Source organism: Sorangium sp. So ce426 (assembly GCF_051475585.1).
Lineage (GTDB): Bacteria > Myxococcota_A > Polyangia > Polyangiales > Polyangiaceae > Sorangium > Sorangium cellulosum_B.
The window spans coordinates 8512913-8529817 of sequence record NZ_CP150341.1; the positions used below are offsets into that span (position 1 = coordinate 8512913).

Genomic DNA, 16905 nt, shown 5'->3' on the forward strand with positions numbered 1-16905 from the left:
TGTCGCTGCCGCCCCTGTTCCCTCGGCGCCGTCTCGCTCGGGGTCTCGCCGCGCTCACCCTCGTGCTCTCTTCCGTCGCCTGCGGGGCCTCCAGCTCGCCGGGGGCGAAGGGGCCGCCAGGCGCCGAGGGCCGCGTAACTGCCGTCGAGGTCCGCGACGCCGATTTCTCCGCCAGCCTGTTCACGATCGTGCGCGACGGCAAGCAGAGCCCGCAGCGCACGGGCCTGCTCATCGGCGTGGTCCGCAGGCAGCTCGCGCACGCCGCCGGGCGCTTCAACGCAGGTCAGCCCGACCGGGCCGTCGAGAGCGTCCTGGGCGCGCTCTCCCTCGTCCGTCCCGGCGAGGGGCGCGCCGAGATGATCGACGCCGTGGGCGAGCGCGCCATCGCCGGCGCGATCGAGCGGCTCAGCCCGCGCGGCGACGAGGGGCGGGTGCGGGCCCTCATGGAGCTCCGCTCCGCCGCGCTGCCGAGCGGGAGCCGGGCCCGCGCCGAGAGCGACGAGCACCTCGCCGCGCTCGAGCAGTGGATGAAGGAGACGCGCACCGGCGGGCCGCTCGAGCAGCTCGGCGCGGATCAGCGCGCGGCCGTCGCGCGCGCCCTCGTCGACGGCCGCGCGGAGTCGATCCAGCGCGCGGCCGCCGCCACCGTGGCGTGGATCGATCGGGCGATCGAGTTCAACATCGAGTACCGGCAGGGCGGCGCGAGGCCGGAGCGCGAGGAGGCGGTCGAGGCGGCGCGCGCGCTCGAGTCGGGCGGCGCGAGCCTGGCGGCGCTGTTCCTCCGCTTCGGCGACGCGAAGGGCGCGATCGAGCAGATCGACCGCACGAGCGTGCGCCGGGTGATCCCGCCCGGCCTGTACCAGCGGCTCAAGGCCGCCGCCTCCGACGACGACGCGGTCTCGTGGCAGGCGCTCGCCGCCGCCTTCGCGCAGCACGAGGCGCAGGAGCGCGACGCCGAGACCGGGATGCGGCAGGACCTGCTCGACGGGGCGATCTGGGGCGCGGCCCTCGAGGCCTACCGGCGCGATCCGCAGAACTACGACAGCGCCACGCTCCTCTCCCAGGTGATGATCCGCCTCGGCATGTCCGAGGCGACGCCGCTCGTGATCGCCGGCGCGCTCGGCGACAGGCCGAGCCCGGGCGCGCTCGGGGCCGCGCTCGGGCTCGTGCTGAGCGCGCTCTCGGAGGAGGCGTCGAACGACGATTTCGACGCGGCCCGGCGCACCTACAGCGCGGCGGGGCCGCTGCTCGTGCTCGCCGATCGGGCGGCGCGCGGCGGGGGCGCGCTCGATCCGTCGGGCGCCCGCGTCCGTTCTCTCATGGCGTCGCTCGAGCTGCGCGCCGGCAACCTCGTGGCCGCGCTGCCGCTGCTCCGCGCGGCGACGGCGGCCGAGCCGACGGTCAACGGGCTCACGGTGCTCGCGATGGCCGAGCGGCAGTCCGGCGAGCCCCAGGCGGCGCTCGAGGACGTGCGGCGCGCGCTGGGAGCGCCGGACGCGCGCAGCGCCCCGCTCGAGATCATCCAGGCGCACCTGCTCGCCTTCGAGCTCCACCGCGACGCCGGCACGCAGGACCGGGCGAAGGAGTCGCTCGACGCCGCGCTCGCCGCCGCGCTCGACACCCGGCAGCGCGCCCGGGATCCCGGCGCCAAGGCGCGGACGGAGCGGCTGCTCGGGCGCATCCTCGACGGTTATGGCGACGAGAAGGGCGCGACCCGGGCGTACGATCGGGCGTTCGCCCTGGTGGCGGCCGAGCCGCCGCAGCTCGGCGCCACGATGCTCGACGCCGTGGGGCGCGCGCTCGTGGAGCGCGATCTCCCCGCCGCGCGGCGGGCGCTGAAGCGCGGCCTCGAGGCGAACGTGGACGAGGACGATCTCATCTACGGCGGGCTCTGGGTCCTTCTGCTGGAGCGCTCCCTCGGCGTCGCGACCGACGGCACCGCGGGCCGCGCGCTGGACAGCGCGACGAGCCGCGCGTCATGGACGGGAAAGCTCGCGGCCTGGGCGAACGGTGGGCTCAGCGACGCGGATCTCGGCAGGCTCGCCCGGAGCGCGGCGCAGCGGGTGGAGGCGCAATTTTACACCGCGATGGCCAGGAAGGCGGCGGGGGATGCCGGCGCGGACGAGCGGCTCCGCGCGGTGTCGAAGAGCCCCGTGATCGACCTGCTCGAGGTGCACCTCGCGCGCGAGATGCTGGCGCCCGCGCTGCACCTCGATCTGCCCCGCAACGCGGGCCTTCCGTAGAACGCGCCAGCGATCGCGCGCGGGATGGAGATGACCGGCGCCGGATGTGCGATACGGTCTCCGCTGGTCAGGTGGCGAGTGCGTCGGATGACCAGCGCGCGACGCGGAGCGCGAATCGCGCGCGGAAGGAATAAAGGGCTTCCACGCGCGCGCCTTGTCGTTCGATCATCGATGAATGTCCGATGACCGGATCGATCCGCTCGAGAAGCTCGCCGCCGCTCACCGGAGCCTGGAAGAGAACCTGAACGATCTCGCGCGCGCCGCGCGCGCGCTCAGCGATCCCCGCGGGCGCGCCGCCGCGCTCGAGGGTCTCTCCAGCGTGGTGGCCTACTTCGAGCGGTCGATGAGCCGGCATCGCGAGGACGAGGAGCGCTCGCTGTACCCGCGGCTCGCGGTGCTCGAGGCGATCGCGCCGACCCTCGAGCGCCTCCGGCAGGAGCACAAGGCGCAACAGCGCGCGATCGACGCGCTGCGCGCCGCGATCGAGAGAGACGGCGGCCCCGAGGCCGTGGAGGCGATCCCCCAGCTCATCGAGGACCTGCGCGCTGCGCACCAGCGCCATGTGGAGAGCGAGGAGCAGGAGGTATTTCCGGCCGCCCGCCGGTTCCTGCAGGCCTCGGCCAAGCAGGGGATCTGGAACGAGATGGAGACGCGCCGAGGGCGCGGCGGGCAAGGCAACCCGGCCAAGGGCATCAGCGGGCGCCCATACCGCCCCGGCGGGATGCGCAGGGGCCCGTAGGCCCGCCCCGGGGGATGCGCCGCGGGCGTGGCCGCTCGGCGCGGCCGACGGGAGACCGCTCCTAGAATTGCTCCTCGCGCGCGCGCTCGAGCGCGGCGCGCAGGTAGTTCTGCGCTCGAAGGGTGTACGCCCCGTCGGGGTGCTGCTCCAGGTGGCTGCGGAACGCCTCCGCCGATTGCATGAAGCTCCCCAGCCGATAGAGGGTGACGCCGCGGGCGAGGTGCCTGGGATAGGAGGGGTCGAGCGCGGCGAGCTCGTCGATCTTCTTCAGGCGATACTGCTCCCCGGCGCTCCGCGCCTCCGCGGCGCGGAGCGCCGCCGCGGGCGAGCGCGGCCCCGACCCGCCCGCCTGCGCAAGGCGCGCCGCCGTCTCCTCGTCGGGAGGAGCCGGGAGGGTCTGCGCGCTCCTCGCGGCGACGAGCGGGCGCGCGAGCAAGAACTTGAACAGCGCGCGCTCTTCGTCGAGCCCCGGGGCGAACGGAGCTCGCTCGACGCCGACGATGGCGCTCCAGCGCTTCTTGAAGAGCACACCGAGCACGACGCCATCCATGGCGACGCGGCGGGCCCCCTCCCCGCCGCCGCGCTGCGCCGCGTCCCCCTGCCCCAGCCAGCCGTTTCGGCGGAGCAGCCCGAGGAAGTCGCCGCCGAGCTCGCGGAGCTCGTCGGACTCCTCGCCGGTCGCCTCGAAGCGGCGCACCTCGCGGACGAACGCCCTCAGCTGGTAGGCGCGCAGCCGGAGCACCGCTTCGTCCCCCTGGGCGAGCGCGCGGCCCACGGCGTCGATCACGCGCGCGCGCGCGGCGAGGAGCTCGGCCTCGGTGTGATCCGCGTCGGCGTCCACGAGCCCGAACGCGCGGACGGCGGAGCCGAGCTCGCGCACCTCGGCGTCGAGCCCGAGCTCCTCGGCCTCGCGGGCGCGGGTGATGTCCGTGTCTCGCACGCGCGCGAGGGCTCGCGCGTCGGTGAGCGGCAGCGGCAGCTCGGCCGGCTCGACCGACCGCGGCACAGCGAGGATCGCCGCGGAGCCCGCGATGAACACGGCCACGAGCCCCGGCTCCCAGCCCTCGAGGTGCCGCTTCCAGCCGCGGCGCGCCTCCGCGTCGACCTTCGTGGACGACGCGACCCCGACCGCGGGGGTGCTGCTGCCGCTGTTGTTCGATCGGCTCGAGCGACTCGTGCGGCTCGAGCGACTCGAGCGACTCGAAGAAGAACTCGAGCGCGGCTCCCGGCGCTTGACAGCGACGCTCTCGGCTCGCGACATTGATCGTCTCCTCTGCGCTCCAGAATACCCCACGCGGCGCGCCTCAGCGCCGCGCAGCTAGCCAGCGAGGAACGTGCGAGATCACCGGAAGCACCCGCGCAAGCAAATCGAGCTCTCGATCGCGTTCCGGATCGGTGACGGCCCGCGCGTCGACGCGATATGCCGCGACCTCAGCCTCGGCGGGATGTTCATCGAGACGAGCTCGCCGGCTCCCTTCGGCGCGACCGTCGAGGTGCTGCTGTCCCTGCAAGGCCTGAAGCAGGTCGCCGTGATCCCGTCGGTTGTGCGATGGACCACCCCTGAGGGGATGGGAGTGCAGTTCGGCATGATGGGCGCACGCGAGACCTACGCCCTGACGCAGCTCCTCGGCTCCCTCTAGAGCGGCGCTCAGTCGTCGATGGTCAGCGGGATGTCGAGCTGCCTCGAACCTCCCGCGAAGCGCCCTCGGTAGAGGCCCTCGGCGCAAGCCTGCAGCGCCGGCCGGAGCGGCGGGTTGAAGCGCAGGGCGGCGACGCTGCCGTCGGGGCGCACGGAGACGTGCAGCGTCGAGACGATCGATCGGCGGACCGAGGACCTGCCGCCCGCGCTCTCCCGCGCGAAGCAGCTCGACAGCAGCGACTGCACGGAGGCCGGCGTGAGCGCCGGCGGGCCAGACGCCTCCTGCGCCTCCGGGACCGGCGGCGCGGCGGCGGGCGGGGGCTCGGTCGTCAGCGGCGACAGCTGCGCCGTCGGCTCGGCGACCGCAGGGGCGGCGGGCTCCTCCGCGCGCGCCACGACCGCCGGGGCCAGAGCGGTTCCGCCCGGCGGACGCGCGCCGACGGCCGGCTGGGGCGGAGCGGGCGCAGGCGCAGGCTCCGGCGGCGCGACCGCGGCGGCGCCGTCCTGCGGCGCGGGGCGCTCGAGGAGGCGCGCCTCGCGGCCGCCGTCGAGCGAGAAGGTGCCGCGCGACGGGCCGACGAGGAGGTGCGCGGTGGTCGCGCCGCGGTACGCCGCAGGGCCGACCGCGACGGTGCCGTGCTCCACGTCGACCTCCACGCGGCCCTCCAGACGGGTCACGGTGAAGAGCGTGCCGTGCACCGCGACGCGGGTGCCGTCCACCTCGACGGCGAACGCCTCGACGAGCCCCTCCTCGGGCGCGCGCGTGACGACGTCGGCGCGCACCGAGCCCCGCTCGAGCGAGATCACGTGGCCGACCCCCGCCGCGCCCACGGCGCGCACGACGGCGCGGCTGTCCGGCAGGAGCGTCCAGCGCACCGAGCCGACATCGACGAAAGAGACCGCGTGGTCCGCGGACTCGACGGAGTCGCCGGGCCGGAGGGCGCGGAAGTCCAGGTCGCCGGACGCCCGGTCGCCGCCGGCTGCCGCGGGGACCTCGGCGAGATCGCGGGCGCGCGGCGGCGCCGACGTCGCCGTGACGGGCGGGGCGGAGCGCCCGGCCGCGAGGACCGCGAACGCGATGGCCGCCGCCGCCGCCGCGAACCCGAGCGCGCGCCCGAGCGGCGAGCGCTGCGGCGGCGCGGCGCGGTGGACCGGAGCGGCCCGCTCGATCCGCGCGAACAGCTCGCGCTCGATGGTCTCCCAGCGCGGCTCGGGCGGCTGCTCGGCGCGGAGCAGCCGCTCCATGTGCTCGCGTGCCCGGTCGTAATGCTCTGCGCCGCTCATGCGTCCTCCGCGTCGACAGCCGATGGATCCGCCGCGGGGTATCCCACGGCGGCGCCCCCCACGGAAACGCGCGCGCGCGCCGCTGCCGGCCCGGCGCCATCCGCCTTGTCCGCGCCGCCCTCGGCCAGCTCGGCGGCGAGCTGGGCGAGCGCGGGCTCGGCGCGCATCATCGCCTCGATCTCGCGGCGCGCATAGAACAGGCGCGTCCGCACCGTCAGGACCGGCGCGCCGACGATCTCCGCGATCTCGTTCGGCGGGATCCCCTCGAGCTCGTGCAGGACGTAGACGACCCGCTTCTTCTCGGGGAGCCGCTCCAGCACCCGCCGAAAGGCGTCGATCCTGCGAGCGCGAGCGGCGTCCTCGTCCGGGAGCATGCCGCGGTCCACCTCGATGTCGGCGCCGAGCTCGCCCACGAACACCGGCCGGCAGCGCGCGGCGCGCCGCGCCATCAGCACGGCGTTGACCGTCACCCGGTGGAGCCACGTCGTGAACTTCGATTGCCCGCGGAAGTCACCCAGGCTCCGGTGCACCTGGATGAACACCTCCTGGATGACGTCCTCGACGTCGGCGGTCGGCCCGAGCATCCTGAAGACGAGGCGCGCGACGTCGCGGCGGTAGCGGCGGAAGATCTCCGCGAACGCCGTCGGGTCGCCGCTCTGGAAGCGGCGGATCCACTCGCCCACGTCGTCGGGCTCGGTCACCTGCGGAAGCCTACCCGCCCCCTCGGCGCTCATGGAGCTCGACGGAGAGACGAGGAGCGCCGGACGACGAGAGCGGTCACCGTCCGCGAACGCGACATCGAGCGGCGCGTGGGCGTCTCTGGCAGCGCACGCGGGCAGGTCGTCGCCACGGCCGTCCGGCGCAGCCGCGTCAGCACGGAAGAACGACCGCGAGAGGTGCACCCACAGCGCCCCCGTCTCGACCGCCACGGTATGCACGGAGGGCTCTGATGCGCCGAGCCGCCCGATCATTCATGGCGCCGCACGGCCGCTCCCCCAGGGCGGCGGTTACGCCGAACGCAGAAAAGTTGTTCCTTGAGCCACATCGGCGCGACCTTCCGGCGCATGATCTTCATCGCCGTATCGCTGACCGTGGCCCTCGTCGCCGCCGACCTGCTCGATCTGGGCTCCCGCCGCCGCGATCGCGTGTAGCGAGCGCCTTCAGCCCCTGACAAAAAGGAGCCCGGCTGGAGCCCGCGCCGGCCTCAGGCCGACGAGCGCTCCAGCCGGGCGACTCGTGATCGCGGCGCCGTCCGGGTCGTCCCCGTCGGCTTCAGCCCGCGGCCTCGGCCCCCGCCGCGCCGCCCTTCTTGGGCAGGTCGAAGAGCGCCGACAGCTCGACCTTCTCCTGCTTCTTCTGCTCCAGGAGCCGGTTGACCGCGCGAAGAACGCGCGTCTTCGCGGGGCCGCTGATCGGCTTGCCCTTCAGCGCGGCGCTCAGCGTGCGGTCGGTCACGGGACGACCGCTGCGCGGCTTCTTGGCGCTGGCCGCCTCCTTCTTCTTGGCGGCGTCCTCGCTGCCACGCGCCAGCCGCTTGGTCAGGCGGATCGCCCGATCCTCCGGCTGCAGCCGCTCGATCTTCGCCGACGCCGCGATGATGCGGCGGGGGTCGATCTTCTTTTCCTTCAAGAAATCTTCGATCTTGGTAGCCATCGTCGTCACTTGCCCCGAAAGGGCGGCGACCCTATCACGCGCGGCGCCGCCGTGCATCTGCGACGTTTGCTCTGCGACGTTGCGCCGCCCTGGGGTAGCTTGTCACGGTGACCCTCCTGCCTGAGCTCGACGAAGCCGCTCGCGTCATTCGTGAACGAATTCCAGCGCCTCCGCGCGTCGGTGTGGTGCTCGGATCAGGGCTCGGCGGCTGGGGCGACGAGCTCGCCGAGCTGGTGAAGGTGCCCTACGCGGACATCCCCGGCATGCCCCGGCCGGCCGTCGCCGGGCACCCCGGCTTCCTCTGCGCCGGCCGCGTCGGGGACGTGCAGGTCGCCTGCCTGCAGGGGCGCGCGCACGTGTACGAGGGGCACCCGCTGGCGAAGGTGGTGTTCGGCGTGCGGGTGCTCGCCCGGCTCGGCTGTCGCGCCGTGCTCCTGACCAACGCGGCCGGCGGAATCAACCCGGGGTTCGCCGCCGGCGATCTCATGCTGCTCACCGATCACCTGAACCTGATGGGAGCGAACCCGCTGGTCGGGCCGAACGACGAGGCGCTCGGCAAGCGCTTCCCCGACATGACCTACGCGCACGATCCCAGGCTGATCGAGCTCGCGAAGACCGCGGCGAGCGACGCGGGCGTCGCCCTGCGCGAGGGGGTCTACGCCGCGCTGCTCGGGCCGACGTACGAGACGCCCGCCGAGATCCGGATGCTGCGCACGCTCGGGGCCGATGCGGTCGGGATGAGCACCGTCCCGGAGATCATCGCGCTCAGGCACATGGGCGTGCCCGCCGCGGCCATCTCGTGCGTCACGAACCTCGCCGCGGGGCTGACCAAGCGCGAGCTCGACCACAAGGAGGTCGAGGAGACCGCCCGGGAGGCGCGCGCCCGGTTCACGGCGCTGCTCTCGGCGTGGGTCCGCCGCGTCGGCGCCGACGTCGCGGCCGGGAGCACGGCGTCGTGAGCCGCCCTCCGCGCGACGCCGGCGACGCGCTCGCCTCGGCCGAAGCGGCGCAGGCGATCGACTGGGACGCGCTCGACCAGGCCGCCCTCGCCGTCCGGACGCGGGCGCACGCGCCGTACTCCAGCTACCGGGTGGGCGCGGCGATCCTCGTGCGATCCGGCCGCGTGTTCACCGGCTGCAACGTCGAGAACGCCTCGTACGGGCTCACCATCTGCGCAGAGCGCTCCGCCATCGTGCAGATGGTCGCGGCCGGCGAGCGCGATCCGATCGCGCTCACCGTCGCCACCAGCGGGCCCGTGCTCGGCAGCCCGTGCGGCATGTGCAGGCAAACCCTCGCGGAGTTCGCCGTGGATTTCCCGATCCGCCTCATCGCCGCCGAGGCCGACGGCGTGGCGCCGCGGACCACCTCGCTGGCGGCGCTGCTCCCCGAGGCGTTCGGGGCGGCCGCGCTCTCGCGCTGATCACCCCGAGCGCCCTCCAGGGAGCGCCGAGGGCTCACTCGATCGAGAGCGCCTCGGCTTGATCGATCTGCGAGAGCGCCGCGGCGAGCGCCTCCCGCGCGCGCTCGAGCGAGACGCGGTCCTCACCCCACTTCGAGCGCGCCTTCTGGAGGCGGGCGCGCTCGACGGCCAGCTGCTCGGTGAGCTGCTCGCCGTTCGCCCGCAGGGTGTCGCGCTCCTCGGTCCGCTGCGAGAGCTGAGCGCCGAGCTCGCTCCCACGCCGCTCCGCCTCGGCGAGCCGGCCCTGGAGCGCCTCGATGGATTGCGCCCGCTCGGCGAGCTCGCCCAGCAAGCGCTCGCGCTCCGCGGCGGCCGCGGAGAGCTCGCCCGCGCGCTGCTCCAGCTGCCGATCGAGCTCCTGCGTCCGAGCCTCGAGGTCCGCGATCTGGCTGCGCGCTTGCCCGAGCTCCGTGGAGAGCCCGCGGGCGACCTCGTCCAGCTCGCGCCGCTGCGCCGCCCAGGCGGCCTCCCGCTCGGCGGTCTCGGCCTGGTGCGCCGCGCGCGTGTCGGCGAGCGCCTGCGCGTGCGCGGCCTCGAGCTGCGCCTGCCGCTCGGCGGCGCGCGCCTCGAGCTCGGCCACCCGCTTCGCGTGGGCCTGCTCGGCGTCGCGGACGGCCTGCTCGCGCTCCTTGATGAGCTCGCGCTCCCGCGCCGCGAGCTGCGTTGCGAAGCTCTCTCGCGCGGCCGCGAGCGCCCTCGCGTGCTCCTCGGTCTGCTGCGCGATCGCCCGCGCATGCTCCTCGGCCTGCCCCTCGAGGGCGCGCGCGTGCTCGCCCCGCAGCGACTCCAGCGCGCCCGCGTGCTCGCGATCCCGCCGTCCGATCTCGTCCGCGTGCTCGCCCCGGAGCCCCTCGAGGGCGCTCGCGTGCTCGCCCCGCAGCGACTCCAGCGCGGACGCGTGCTCGCCCCGCAGCGCCTCCAGCGCGGACGCGTGCGCGGCCTGCTGCTTCTCGAGCGCGGCGGCGTGCTCGTCGCGCGCCCCCTGGAGCGCGGCGGCGTGCTCCGCCTGGGCGCGCTCCACGGCGGCGGCGTGCTCGCTCCGCGCCGTGTCCAGCGCGGCGGCGTGCTCCCGGTCGCGCCGCTCCGTCGCGGCCTCGTGCTCGCGCCGCAGCGCCTCGACGGCGGCCTCGTGCTCGCGCCTCGACGCGTCGAGCGCCCCGGCGTGCTCGGCCCGCAGCCCCTCCATGGCCGCGGCGTGATCGGATTTCGCCCCCTCCACCGCCGCCGCATGCTCGGCCCGGAGGCGGTCCAGCGCCGTGGCATGCTCGCCGGTCAGCTTCTCGATGGCGCCGGCGTGCTCGCCGGTCAGCTTCTCGATGGCGGCGCGGTGCTCGGCGGCCTGCTGCTCGCGCCGGGCGGCGTGCTCGGCGTTGAGCCGCTCCACCTCCGCCCGGTGCGCCGCGGCCGCCTGCTCGAAGCGCTCGCGCTCCGCCTGCGCGCTCTCCTCGAGCTCGCGCTGCGCCGAGGCCTCGACGGCCGCGATCGCTTGCGTCTTCTCGTCCGCCGCCGCGCGCAGCGCCTCCGTGTGCGCCGCCTCCGCGTCCATCAGCGCCTGCCGGGCCGACGAGAGATCGGCGTCGCGGGCCGCGATCTGCCCCTGCAGCTTCTCCGCGCGCGCCTTGAAGTCGTCCGCGCGCTTCGCGGCGAGCTCCTTGTCCGCGCGGAGCGACGCGACCTGTCCGTCGAGGTCCTCGCTCGCGCGCTCGAGCTCCAGGATCCTGTCGACCTGATCGGCCTTCTCCCGCTCGAGCGACAGCGACTGATCCCGGAGCTCCAGCAGCTCCTTGTCCTTGCGCGACATCTGGTCGCGGAGCGCGAGGATCTCTTTGTCCTTCTTGTTGAGCGCCTCGCGCAGATCCAAAAACTCGCGGCTCGACACGCCGCCAGGCCTGGAGCCGGCGCCGGAGCCGGACGCGAGCTTCACCTTGAGCTCGTCGAGCTCGCGCCGCAGGCGGGCCGCCTCCTGGCTGCCGTCGTTCGCCGAGGAGAGCTCGCCCTCGAGGCGGAGCGAGGTCGCGCGCGCAGCCGCGACTTCCTTGGTGAGGCGGACGATCTCTCCCTTGGACCTGTCCAGCTCGCCACGCAGGCGCTCGATCTCGGCCGCGTCGGCGTCGGAGCGAGGCGGCGCGGGCGGCGCAGGGGTCAGCCGCCCGCGCTCGGAGATCGGAGCACGGTACGCGGCCCCGCGCTCGGAGACCGGAGCACGGTACGCGGCCCCGCGCTCGGAGACCGGAGCACGGTACGCGGCCACCGGCGACGAGCTCACGGGCGGCGGCGCCGAGGCCGGCACGGGCGTCTTCGTGGGCGCCAGCGTGCGAGACGACGGCGCGACCGAGGGCCTGACGTCGGTGCGCTCCTCCTCCTCGTCGCGGATCAGCCGGGTGAACGCGCCGCCGATGAACTCCTCGATGTCCTCGTCCGACTTGCGGGCGTCCGACCGCGCCGCGGCGCCCTGCGGGGGCCTCGGCGGAGCTGACGCCCGGGCGCGATCCTGCGCAGCGGCGGCAGGGGGCGCCGACGGCACGGCAGACGGCGTGGCGGCAGGCGGCGGCGCCGCGGACGTCGGCCTCGGCGCGGCAGACGGCGGCGCCGCGGACGGCGGCCTCGGCACGGGCGGCGGCGGTACCGCGGACGGCGTGGCGGCGGCAGGCGGCGGCGGCGCCGCGGACGGCGGCCTCGGCACGGGCGGCGGGACCGACGGCGCAACGACGGGAGGAGGCGCGACGCTCCCGGGCGCGCCGCCCGAGCCCACGGCGGCCGTGATGATCGTGGGATCGCCGGAGTCCTCGTCGATGTCGGCCTCGAGCACCTCGGCCTCATCGATCATGATCGGATCGGCCTCCGCGTCGTCCCCGTCGATCGGCACGTAGGTGCGGATGTGCTCGAGGAGCTCGCCGAACGCGATCGGCTTGTGGATGTAGTCCTCCGCGCGCGTCCTGAGCTTGCGGTGCTGCTCGAACGTCTCTTCGCTCGACTCGCTCGACATGATGACGAGCGGGACGTCCTTGAGCTGCACGTCCTTCTTGAGCTTGTTGCAGACCGAGAAGCCGTTCATGCGCGGCAGCTCGATCGACAGCAGGATGAGGTCGGGGCGCTCGGCCGCGGCCGCCTGCAGGCCGACGTTGCCGTCGTCGACCACCTGAACGGTGCAGCCGAGGCGGCCCAATTCCGTGCGGAGCTCCCCGGCAAACGCCGGATCGCTCTCAAATACGAGGACTTTCGTCATGTTCCGGGGTGTGCGCGGGTTCGGAGGGGAAACCAAGATATCGGCCCCCTTCAACGAGTGTCAAACACGAGGCTGGCGGCGCAGCTCAGATCGCGCGGCCGCCGTCCGCCTGCCAATCCTGCCGACGGGGCGCTGAGCGGAAATCGCCCGGCCCGGGGGCGATACCGCACAATCCTACATAACTCTTGCCGAGGAGCAGGGAGACAGCGGAAGACCCGCGCGCCCGCCGATCAGGGCGCGACGAAGTGGCCGGGCGCCTCGTCTCCGAAGCACAGCCCCATCTCACGGGCCGTGACGACCGTGTCCGAGTCGAGCGGCACCGTCTTCGTCTTGCCGGCGACCTCCTCGAGGGGGACGAGCTCGATCCGGTTCGAGCGCAGCGCCACCATTCCGCTGCCGCAGTCCTCGACGAGGCAGCGCGCCGCGGCCGCGCCGAAGCGGAGGGCGAGCAAGCGATCCGCCGTCGTGGGTCCGCCGCCCCGCTGGAGGTGGCCGAGCACCATCGAGCGCGCTTCCTTGCCGGTGCGGGCCGCGAGCTCCTTGGCCACGCGCTCGGCCACGCCCCCGAGCACGGCGGTGCGGCGGAACGCGTCGCCCGCGTCCTTGATGATCAGCTCACCCCCTTGCGCGCACGCCCCCTCGGCCGCCACGACGATGGAGAAGCGGCGCCCGCGCGACTCCCGCAGGCGGATCTTCTCGGCGATCGCCTCGATCCGGAACGGGATCTCCGGGATCAGGATGGCGTCGGCTCCGCCGGCGATCCCGGCGTTGAGCGCGATCCAGCCCGCGTGCCGCCCCATCACCTCCACGACCATGATCCGCTCGTGCGCCTCGGTCGTGGTGTGGAGCCGGTCGAGCGCTTCGGTCGCGATGGAGACCGCCGTGTCGAAGCCGAACGTGAGGTCCGTACAGCAGACGTCGTTGTCGATCGTCTTCGGTACGCCGATGACGAGGGGCAGCCCGCGCTGGAGCAGCTCGTGCGCGATCCGCATGGAGCCGTCTCCGCCCACCGAGATGAGCGCGTCGAACCCCTCCGCGCGGAACCGCCGCACGAGATCCTCGGATCGATCCCGCGGCACGAGCCCGTGCTCGCCAGGCGTCGGGTAGTGGAACGGATCGCCGCGGTTCGCGGTGCCCAGGATGGTGCCCCCGAGGTGCGCGATGCCCCGGACCCGCTCGCGATCCAGGCGGATGAGCCCGTCCGGAGCGTCGTCGAGCAACCCGCGGTACCCTTGCCGGATCCCCCACACCTCCCAGCCACGCTCGAGCGCGCCGAGCGTGGCCGCGCGGATCACAGCGTTGAGCCCCGGCGCGTCGCCTCCGCCGGTACTGATAGCGATCTTTCGTGCCGCCATGAGGCTTGCAGGATCGCGAGCCGCCCCCGGCGACGCAATAGACATCTCCTCGACCTGACCTCGAAAGGCACACATGCGCGTGGCGATGCGACGGAGCGACGGCGGCGATCGCGACCCGCTGGACGAGCCCGGGGAGCGCGGCGAGCGAGGAGCGCCTGCGCGAAGCGGCCTTCGCACCCGGCGCGCGTGCGCCGTGTGGTCGGGGCCGCCACGGGAGGGGTGTCGATCCGGAGGAGCGCAGGCATGACGGTCGCGAGCGCCGGCGACAGGGTATAGGGGCGTGCGCATGCGATCACCCCGGCTGCGTGCCCCTGTATGAACCGCGCCACCCTGATCCGAGGCATCCAGGTCATCGTCACGCTGACGCTCGCGTCGTTCGCTTACGTCCTCTACAGCGAGATCCACGACAAGCAGGCGAGCCTCGCCGCCGCGTTCGCGCACGTGCGCCCGGGCTGGCTGCTCGTCGGCGCCGTGCTGGCGCTGCAAGAGGGCGTGTTCGGAGGCCTCAGGATCTGGACCCTCGGGCGCGTCCTCTGGCCCGAGCTCCGCGTCCGCACCGCGGTGACCTCGGAGTTCGTGCTGATGTTCTGCGCCGGGGTGACCCCCGGACAGGCCGGCGCGGCGCCGTCGCAGGCCGCCGTGCTCGTGCACGGCGGCATGCGGCTCGTCGACGTGGCCACGGCGGAGCTGCTCACCGCCTCGTGCACGATCACCTTCTTCCTCCTGTCCGCCGTGGCCATCTTCGCGCTGCAGCAGGGCGGGATGCTTGTCGTGCCGGCGGGCCCGCAGATCGAGTGGCTGCTCCTCTTCACCGTCGTGATGTTCGGCTCGGCCCTCGTCGCGCTCATCGCCGCGGCGGCGTACCCGCCGCTCCTCAAGGGGATCGTCCGCGCGCTGTCGGTGCCGCTCGGGACGCTCCTGCGCGCCGCCCTGCTGGGCGCCCGGCGCGTGCCCCGGCTGCGGGCCCGCGCCGAGGCCGCGCTCGCCGCCCCCGGCGCCACGACCGCGCGCCTGCTGCTGGGCGTGGACGAGTTCCACCACGGCTTCCGCATCTACATGCGCCGCGGCAAGCGCGCCTACGCCGCCGCGCTGCTGCTCACGTTCGGCTTCTTCTGCTCGCGGTTCGCCGTCGCCTACTTCATCCTGCTCGGGCTCGGCATTCCGACCTCGCCCTCGACGTTCGTCTCGGTAGGCCCGCCGATCGTGCAGGTCGTCCTGATCCAGACGCTGCTCAACTTCGCGCTCTACATGACCCCCACGCCCGGCGCGAGCGGCGTCGCCGAGCTCGGCTCGAACGCGCTCATGTCGCCCTGGGTCCACGGCGCGTTCGTGGTGCCGTACGTCGTCCTCTGGCGGGTGCTCACCCTGTTCCTCTGCATGTTCGTCGGGGGGGTCTACGTCTTCCGCTACCTCGGCACCGACGTGCTCGAGGAGCGCGTGAAGCAGACGGAGGCGGAGAAGCGCGCGCTCGCGGAGCCGGCGCGCGCCGCGAAGGCGCCGCTGGGTGGAGAGGACACCACCGACCGGCAGCAAGGCGTGGGGTGACGCGGGAATGAGGTGACGCGGAATGAGGTGGCGCGGGAATGGCGTGACGCGGGAATGGCGTGACGCGGGAATGGCGTGACGCGGGAATGGCGTGACGCGGTCGGCGCGGCTGGCGCAGGCCGGCTCGCGAGAGCCGCGCCAGCCACGCCCGGCGCAGGATCAGCGCGCGGAGATCGGCACGGCCGCGAACTGGACGAGCTTCCCGCGCCGCACCTTGAGGAGGGCGACGGAACCGTCCTTGAGCTTGGCGATGGCCGCCCGGAGGCCGGCGACGTCCTTCACCGGGGCGCCGTTCACCTCGAGGATCACGTCGCCCACCTCGATCTCCTGGACGTTGCTGCCCGAGGCGAACCCGTCGACCCGCACGCCGCCGCCCGGGACCTCGGAGACCTGGATGCCGAGCTTCTCGGCGCTCAGCTGGCGCTCGGGTCGGGCGCCCTGGTTCGGCCGCGCGCGGCCCGCGGCGTCGCCCTCCTCGTCCTGGAGCGCGTCCAGCTTGGCCACGACCTGCTGCTGCTTCTGGGCGCGCACAAGCGTCACCGCGATCTCCGAGCCAGGCGCGTTGCGCGCCACGTTGCGCCGCAGCTCCTCGGCGTGGTGGATGGGCACGCCGTTCACGTTCACGATCACGTCGCCCGGCTTGATGCCGGCGCGCGCGGCCGCGCCGCCCGGCTCGACCTCGGCGACGAGCGCGCCCCGAGGCCCGTCGAGCTGGAGCGCCGCGGCGAGATCGCGCGTGACGGGCTGGAACAGGAGGCCGAGCTTGCCGCGCTCGACGAAGCCCTTCTCGCGGAGCTGCGGGAGCACGTCCTTCAGCGCGTCGATCGGGATCGCGAAGCCGATCCCGTTCGCGCCCGCCCGGATCGCGGTGTTGATGCCCACGACCTCGCCCCGCCAGTTGAACAGCGGGCCGCCGCTGTTGCCCGGGTTGATCGACGCGTCGGTCTGGATGAAGTCGTCGTACGGCCCCGCGCCGATCGCGCGCGCCTTCGCGCTGACGATGCCGAGCGTGACCGTGTGGCCGAGCCCGAAGGGGTTGCCGACCGCGAGCACGTGCTCGCCGACCCGCAGCTGCTCGCTCGCCCCGAGCGGCGCCACAGGCAGGCCGCTCGCGCCCTTCAGGCGGAGGAGCGCGAGATCGAGCTTGGGATCGCGGCCGACGACCTCGGCCTCGAACTCCCGCTCGTCGGCGAGCCGCACGCGGACGCCGGACGCGTCGTGGATGACGTGCTCGTTCGTCACGACGTAGCCGCTCGGGTCGATGATGAAGCCGGTCCCGAGCGCCGTCTGCGTCGGCTGCTGGCCCCGCGGGTTGAGCCGTCCGCCGCCTTGCGGACCGAAGAAGAACTGGAAGGGGTCGAGCCCCTCGGGCCCCTTGACCTCATGCGTCGTCGTGATGTTGACGACCATCGGCTTGACCCGCTCTGACAGGGCGGCGACATCGAAGGTGGCCGGCACTGGCGCCGTCGTCGGCGGGAGCGTCACGGTCCCGACCGGCGGCGCCGCGGCCTGCGGCGAGGCGGCGGCCTGGGTGGAGGGAGGCGTGGCGTGGGCCTGTTGACCGCAACCGCCGATGGCCAGCGCCGCCGCCGTGAGCAGCGCGAGGGCCGAAGCGCGAGGGCGATAGGAAACCGCTTGAATCATGAAATCTCCGTCGGGCAGTCGAAGGGTCCCGTCTTGCCATCGACGAACATGGGACCGACTGCGTTCATTCCGCCGCACCAATAACGCCGCGGCCTCGGCTGACAAGAGCGCTCTCCTC

13 protein-coding genes are annotated in these 16905 nt (G+C 74.1%); 6 read left to right on the forward strand and 7 right to left on the reverse strand.

The window, feature by feature from the left end; genetic code table 11:
- Window positions 1–62 precede the first annotated feature (62 nt).
- Window positions 63–2243: a hypothetical protein gene (locus WMF44_RS31630; RefSeq protein WP_437293772.1), complete on the forward strand. Its 2181-nt coding sequence runs from the start codon at window positions 63–65 to the stop codon at window positions 2241–2243.
- Between the two features lie 175 nt (window positions 2244–2418).
- Window positions 2419–2982, forward strand: a complete 564-nt coding sequence (locus tag WMF44_RS31635; RefSeq protein WP_437293773.1) for a hemerythrin domain-containing protein — start codon at window positions 2419–2421, stop codon at window positions 2980–2982.
- A gap of 61 nt (window positions 2983–3043) precedes the next feature.
- On the opposite strand, the gene WMF44_RS31640 is transcribed toward WMF44_RS31635, so the two are convergent.
- The gene (locus WMF44_RS31640; RefSeq protein ID WP_437293774.1) at window positions 3044–4243 is read right to left on the reverse strand and encodes a hypothetical protein; all 1200 of its coding nucleotides are present in this window, start codon (window positions 4241–4243) and stop codon (window positions 3044–3046) included.
- 73 nt (window positions 4244–4316) lie between these two features.
- On the opposite strand from WMF44_RS31640, the gene WMF44_RS31645 reads away from it, so the two are divergent.
- Window positions 4317–4622, forward strand: coding sequence for a PilZ domain-containing protein (locus WMF44_RS31645; protein ID WP_012238486.1), 306 nt, complete (start codon window positions 4317–4319; stop codon window positions 4620–4622).
- A gap of 8 nt (window positions 4623–4630) precedes the next feature.
- On the opposite strand, the gene WMF44_RS31650 is transcribed toward WMF44_RS31645, so the two are convergent.
- The 3 genes from WMF44_RS31650 to WMF44_RS31660 all read right to left on the reverse strand — a co-directional run bounded on the left by WMF44_RS31650 (window position 4631) and on the right by WMF44_RS31660 (window position 7558).
- Entirely contained in the window at window positions 4631–5905 is a 1275-nt protein-coding gene (locus WMF44_RS31650) for a FecR domain-containing protein (RefSeq protein ID WP_437293775.1), read from the reverse strand.
- Window positions 5902–6843, reverse strand: coding sequence for an RNA polymerase sigma factor (locus WMF44_RS31655; RefSeq protein WP_437293776.1), 942 nt, complete (start codon window positions 6841–6843; stop codon window positions 5902–5904). The genes WMF44_RS31650 and WMF44_RS31655 overlap by 4 nt, the downstream gene beginning before the upstream one ends.
- Before the next feature lie 334 nt (window positions 6844–7177).
- A complete protein-coding gene (locus WMF44_RS31660; RefSeq protein WP_437293777.1) occupies window positions 7178–7558 on the reverse strand; it encodes a hypothetical protein in 381 nt (126 codons plus the stop codon).
- 107 nt (window positions 7559–7665) lie between these two features.
- Here WMF44_RS31660 and WMF44_RS31665 point away from each other — a divergent pair, with 107 nt between their 5' ends.
- On the forward strand, window positions 7666–8517 hold the full coding sequence (locus tag WMF44_RS31665; RefSeq protein WP_437293778.1) for a purine-nucleoside phosphorylase: 852 nt from the start codon (window positions 7666–7668) through the stop codon (window positions 8515–8517).
- Window positions 8514–8978, forward strand: coding sequence for a cytidine deaminase (gene cdd, locus WMF44_RS31670; protein ID WP_437293779.1), 465 nt, complete (start codon window positions 8514–8516; stop codon window positions 8976–8978). The genes WMF44_RS31665 and cdd overlap by 4 nt, the downstream gene beginning before the upstream one ends.
- Before the next feature lie 34 nt (window positions 8979–9012).
- On the opposite strand, the gene WMF44_RS31675 is transcribed toward cdd, so the two are convergent.
- Window positions 9013–12243 (reverse strand): response regulator, encoded by a 3231-nt coding sequence (locus WMF44_RS31675; protein ID WP_437293780.1) that lies wholly within the window; start codon window positions 12241–12243, stop codon window positions 9013–9015.
- A 230-nt stretch (window positions 12244–12473) separates the two neighbouring features.
- On the reverse strand, window positions 12474–13598 hold the full coding sequence (locus WMF44_RS31680) for a 6-phosphofructokinase (protein WP_437293781.1): 1125 nt from the start codon (window positions 13596–13598) through the stop codon (window positions 12474–12476).
- Between the two features lie 315 nt (window positions 13599–13913).
- Between WMF44_RS31680 and WMF44_RS31685 the strand changes: the two genes are divergently transcribed.
- The gene (locus WMF44_RS31685; RefSeq protein ID WP_437293782.1) at window positions 13914–15143 is read left to right on the forward strand and encodes a lysylphosphatidylglycerol synthase transmembrane domain-containing protein; all 1230 of its coding nucleotides are present in this window, start codon (window positions 13914–13916) and stop codon (window positions 15141–15143) included.
- Window positions 15144–15302: 159 nt separating this feature from the next.
- On the opposite strand, the gene WMF44_RS31690 is transcribed toward WMF44_RS31685, so the two are convergent.
- The gene (locus WMF44_RS31690; protein ID WP_437293783.1) at window positions 15303–16787 is read right to left on the reverse strand and encodes a Do family serine endopeptidase; all 1485 of its coding nucleotides are present in this window, start codon (window positions 16785–16787) and stop codon (window positions 15303–15305) included.
- Window positions 16788–16905 lie beyond the last annotated feature (118 nt).

Coding starts and splice junctions, on each gene's coding strand:
- WMF44_RS31635 (WP_437293773.1), top strand. CDS start 2,419: ATGTCCGATGACCGGATCGATCCGCTCGAGAAGCTCGCCGCCGCTCAC.
- WMF44_RS31640 (WP_437293774.1), bottom strand. CDS start 4,243: ATGTCGCGAGCCGAGAGCGTCGCTGTCAAGCGCCGGGAGCCGCGCTCG.
- WMF44_RS31650 (WP_437293775.1), bottom strand. CDS start 5,905: ATGAGCGGCGCAGAGCATTACGACCGGGCACGCGAGCACATGGAGCGG.
- WMF44_RS31660 (WP_437293777.1), bottom strand. CDS start 7,558: ATGGCTACCAAGATCGAAGATTTCTTGAAGGAAAAGAAGATCGACCCC.
- WMF44_RS31675 (WP_437293780.1), bottom strand. CDS start 12,243: ATGACGAAAGTCCTCGTATTTGAGAGCGATCCGGCGTTTGCCGGGGAG.
- WMF44_RS31680 (WP_437293781.1), bottom strand. CDS start 13,598: ATGGCGGCACGAAAGATCGCTATCAGTACCGGCGGAGGCGACGCGCCG.
- WMF44_RS31685 (WP_437293782.1), top strand. CDS start 13,914: ATGAACCGCGCCACCCTGATCCGAGGCATCCAGGTCATCGTCACGCTG.
- WMF44_RS31690 (WP_437293783.1), bottom strand. CDS start 16,787: ATGATTCAAGCGGTTTCCTATCGCCCTCGCGCTTCGGCCCTCGCGCTG.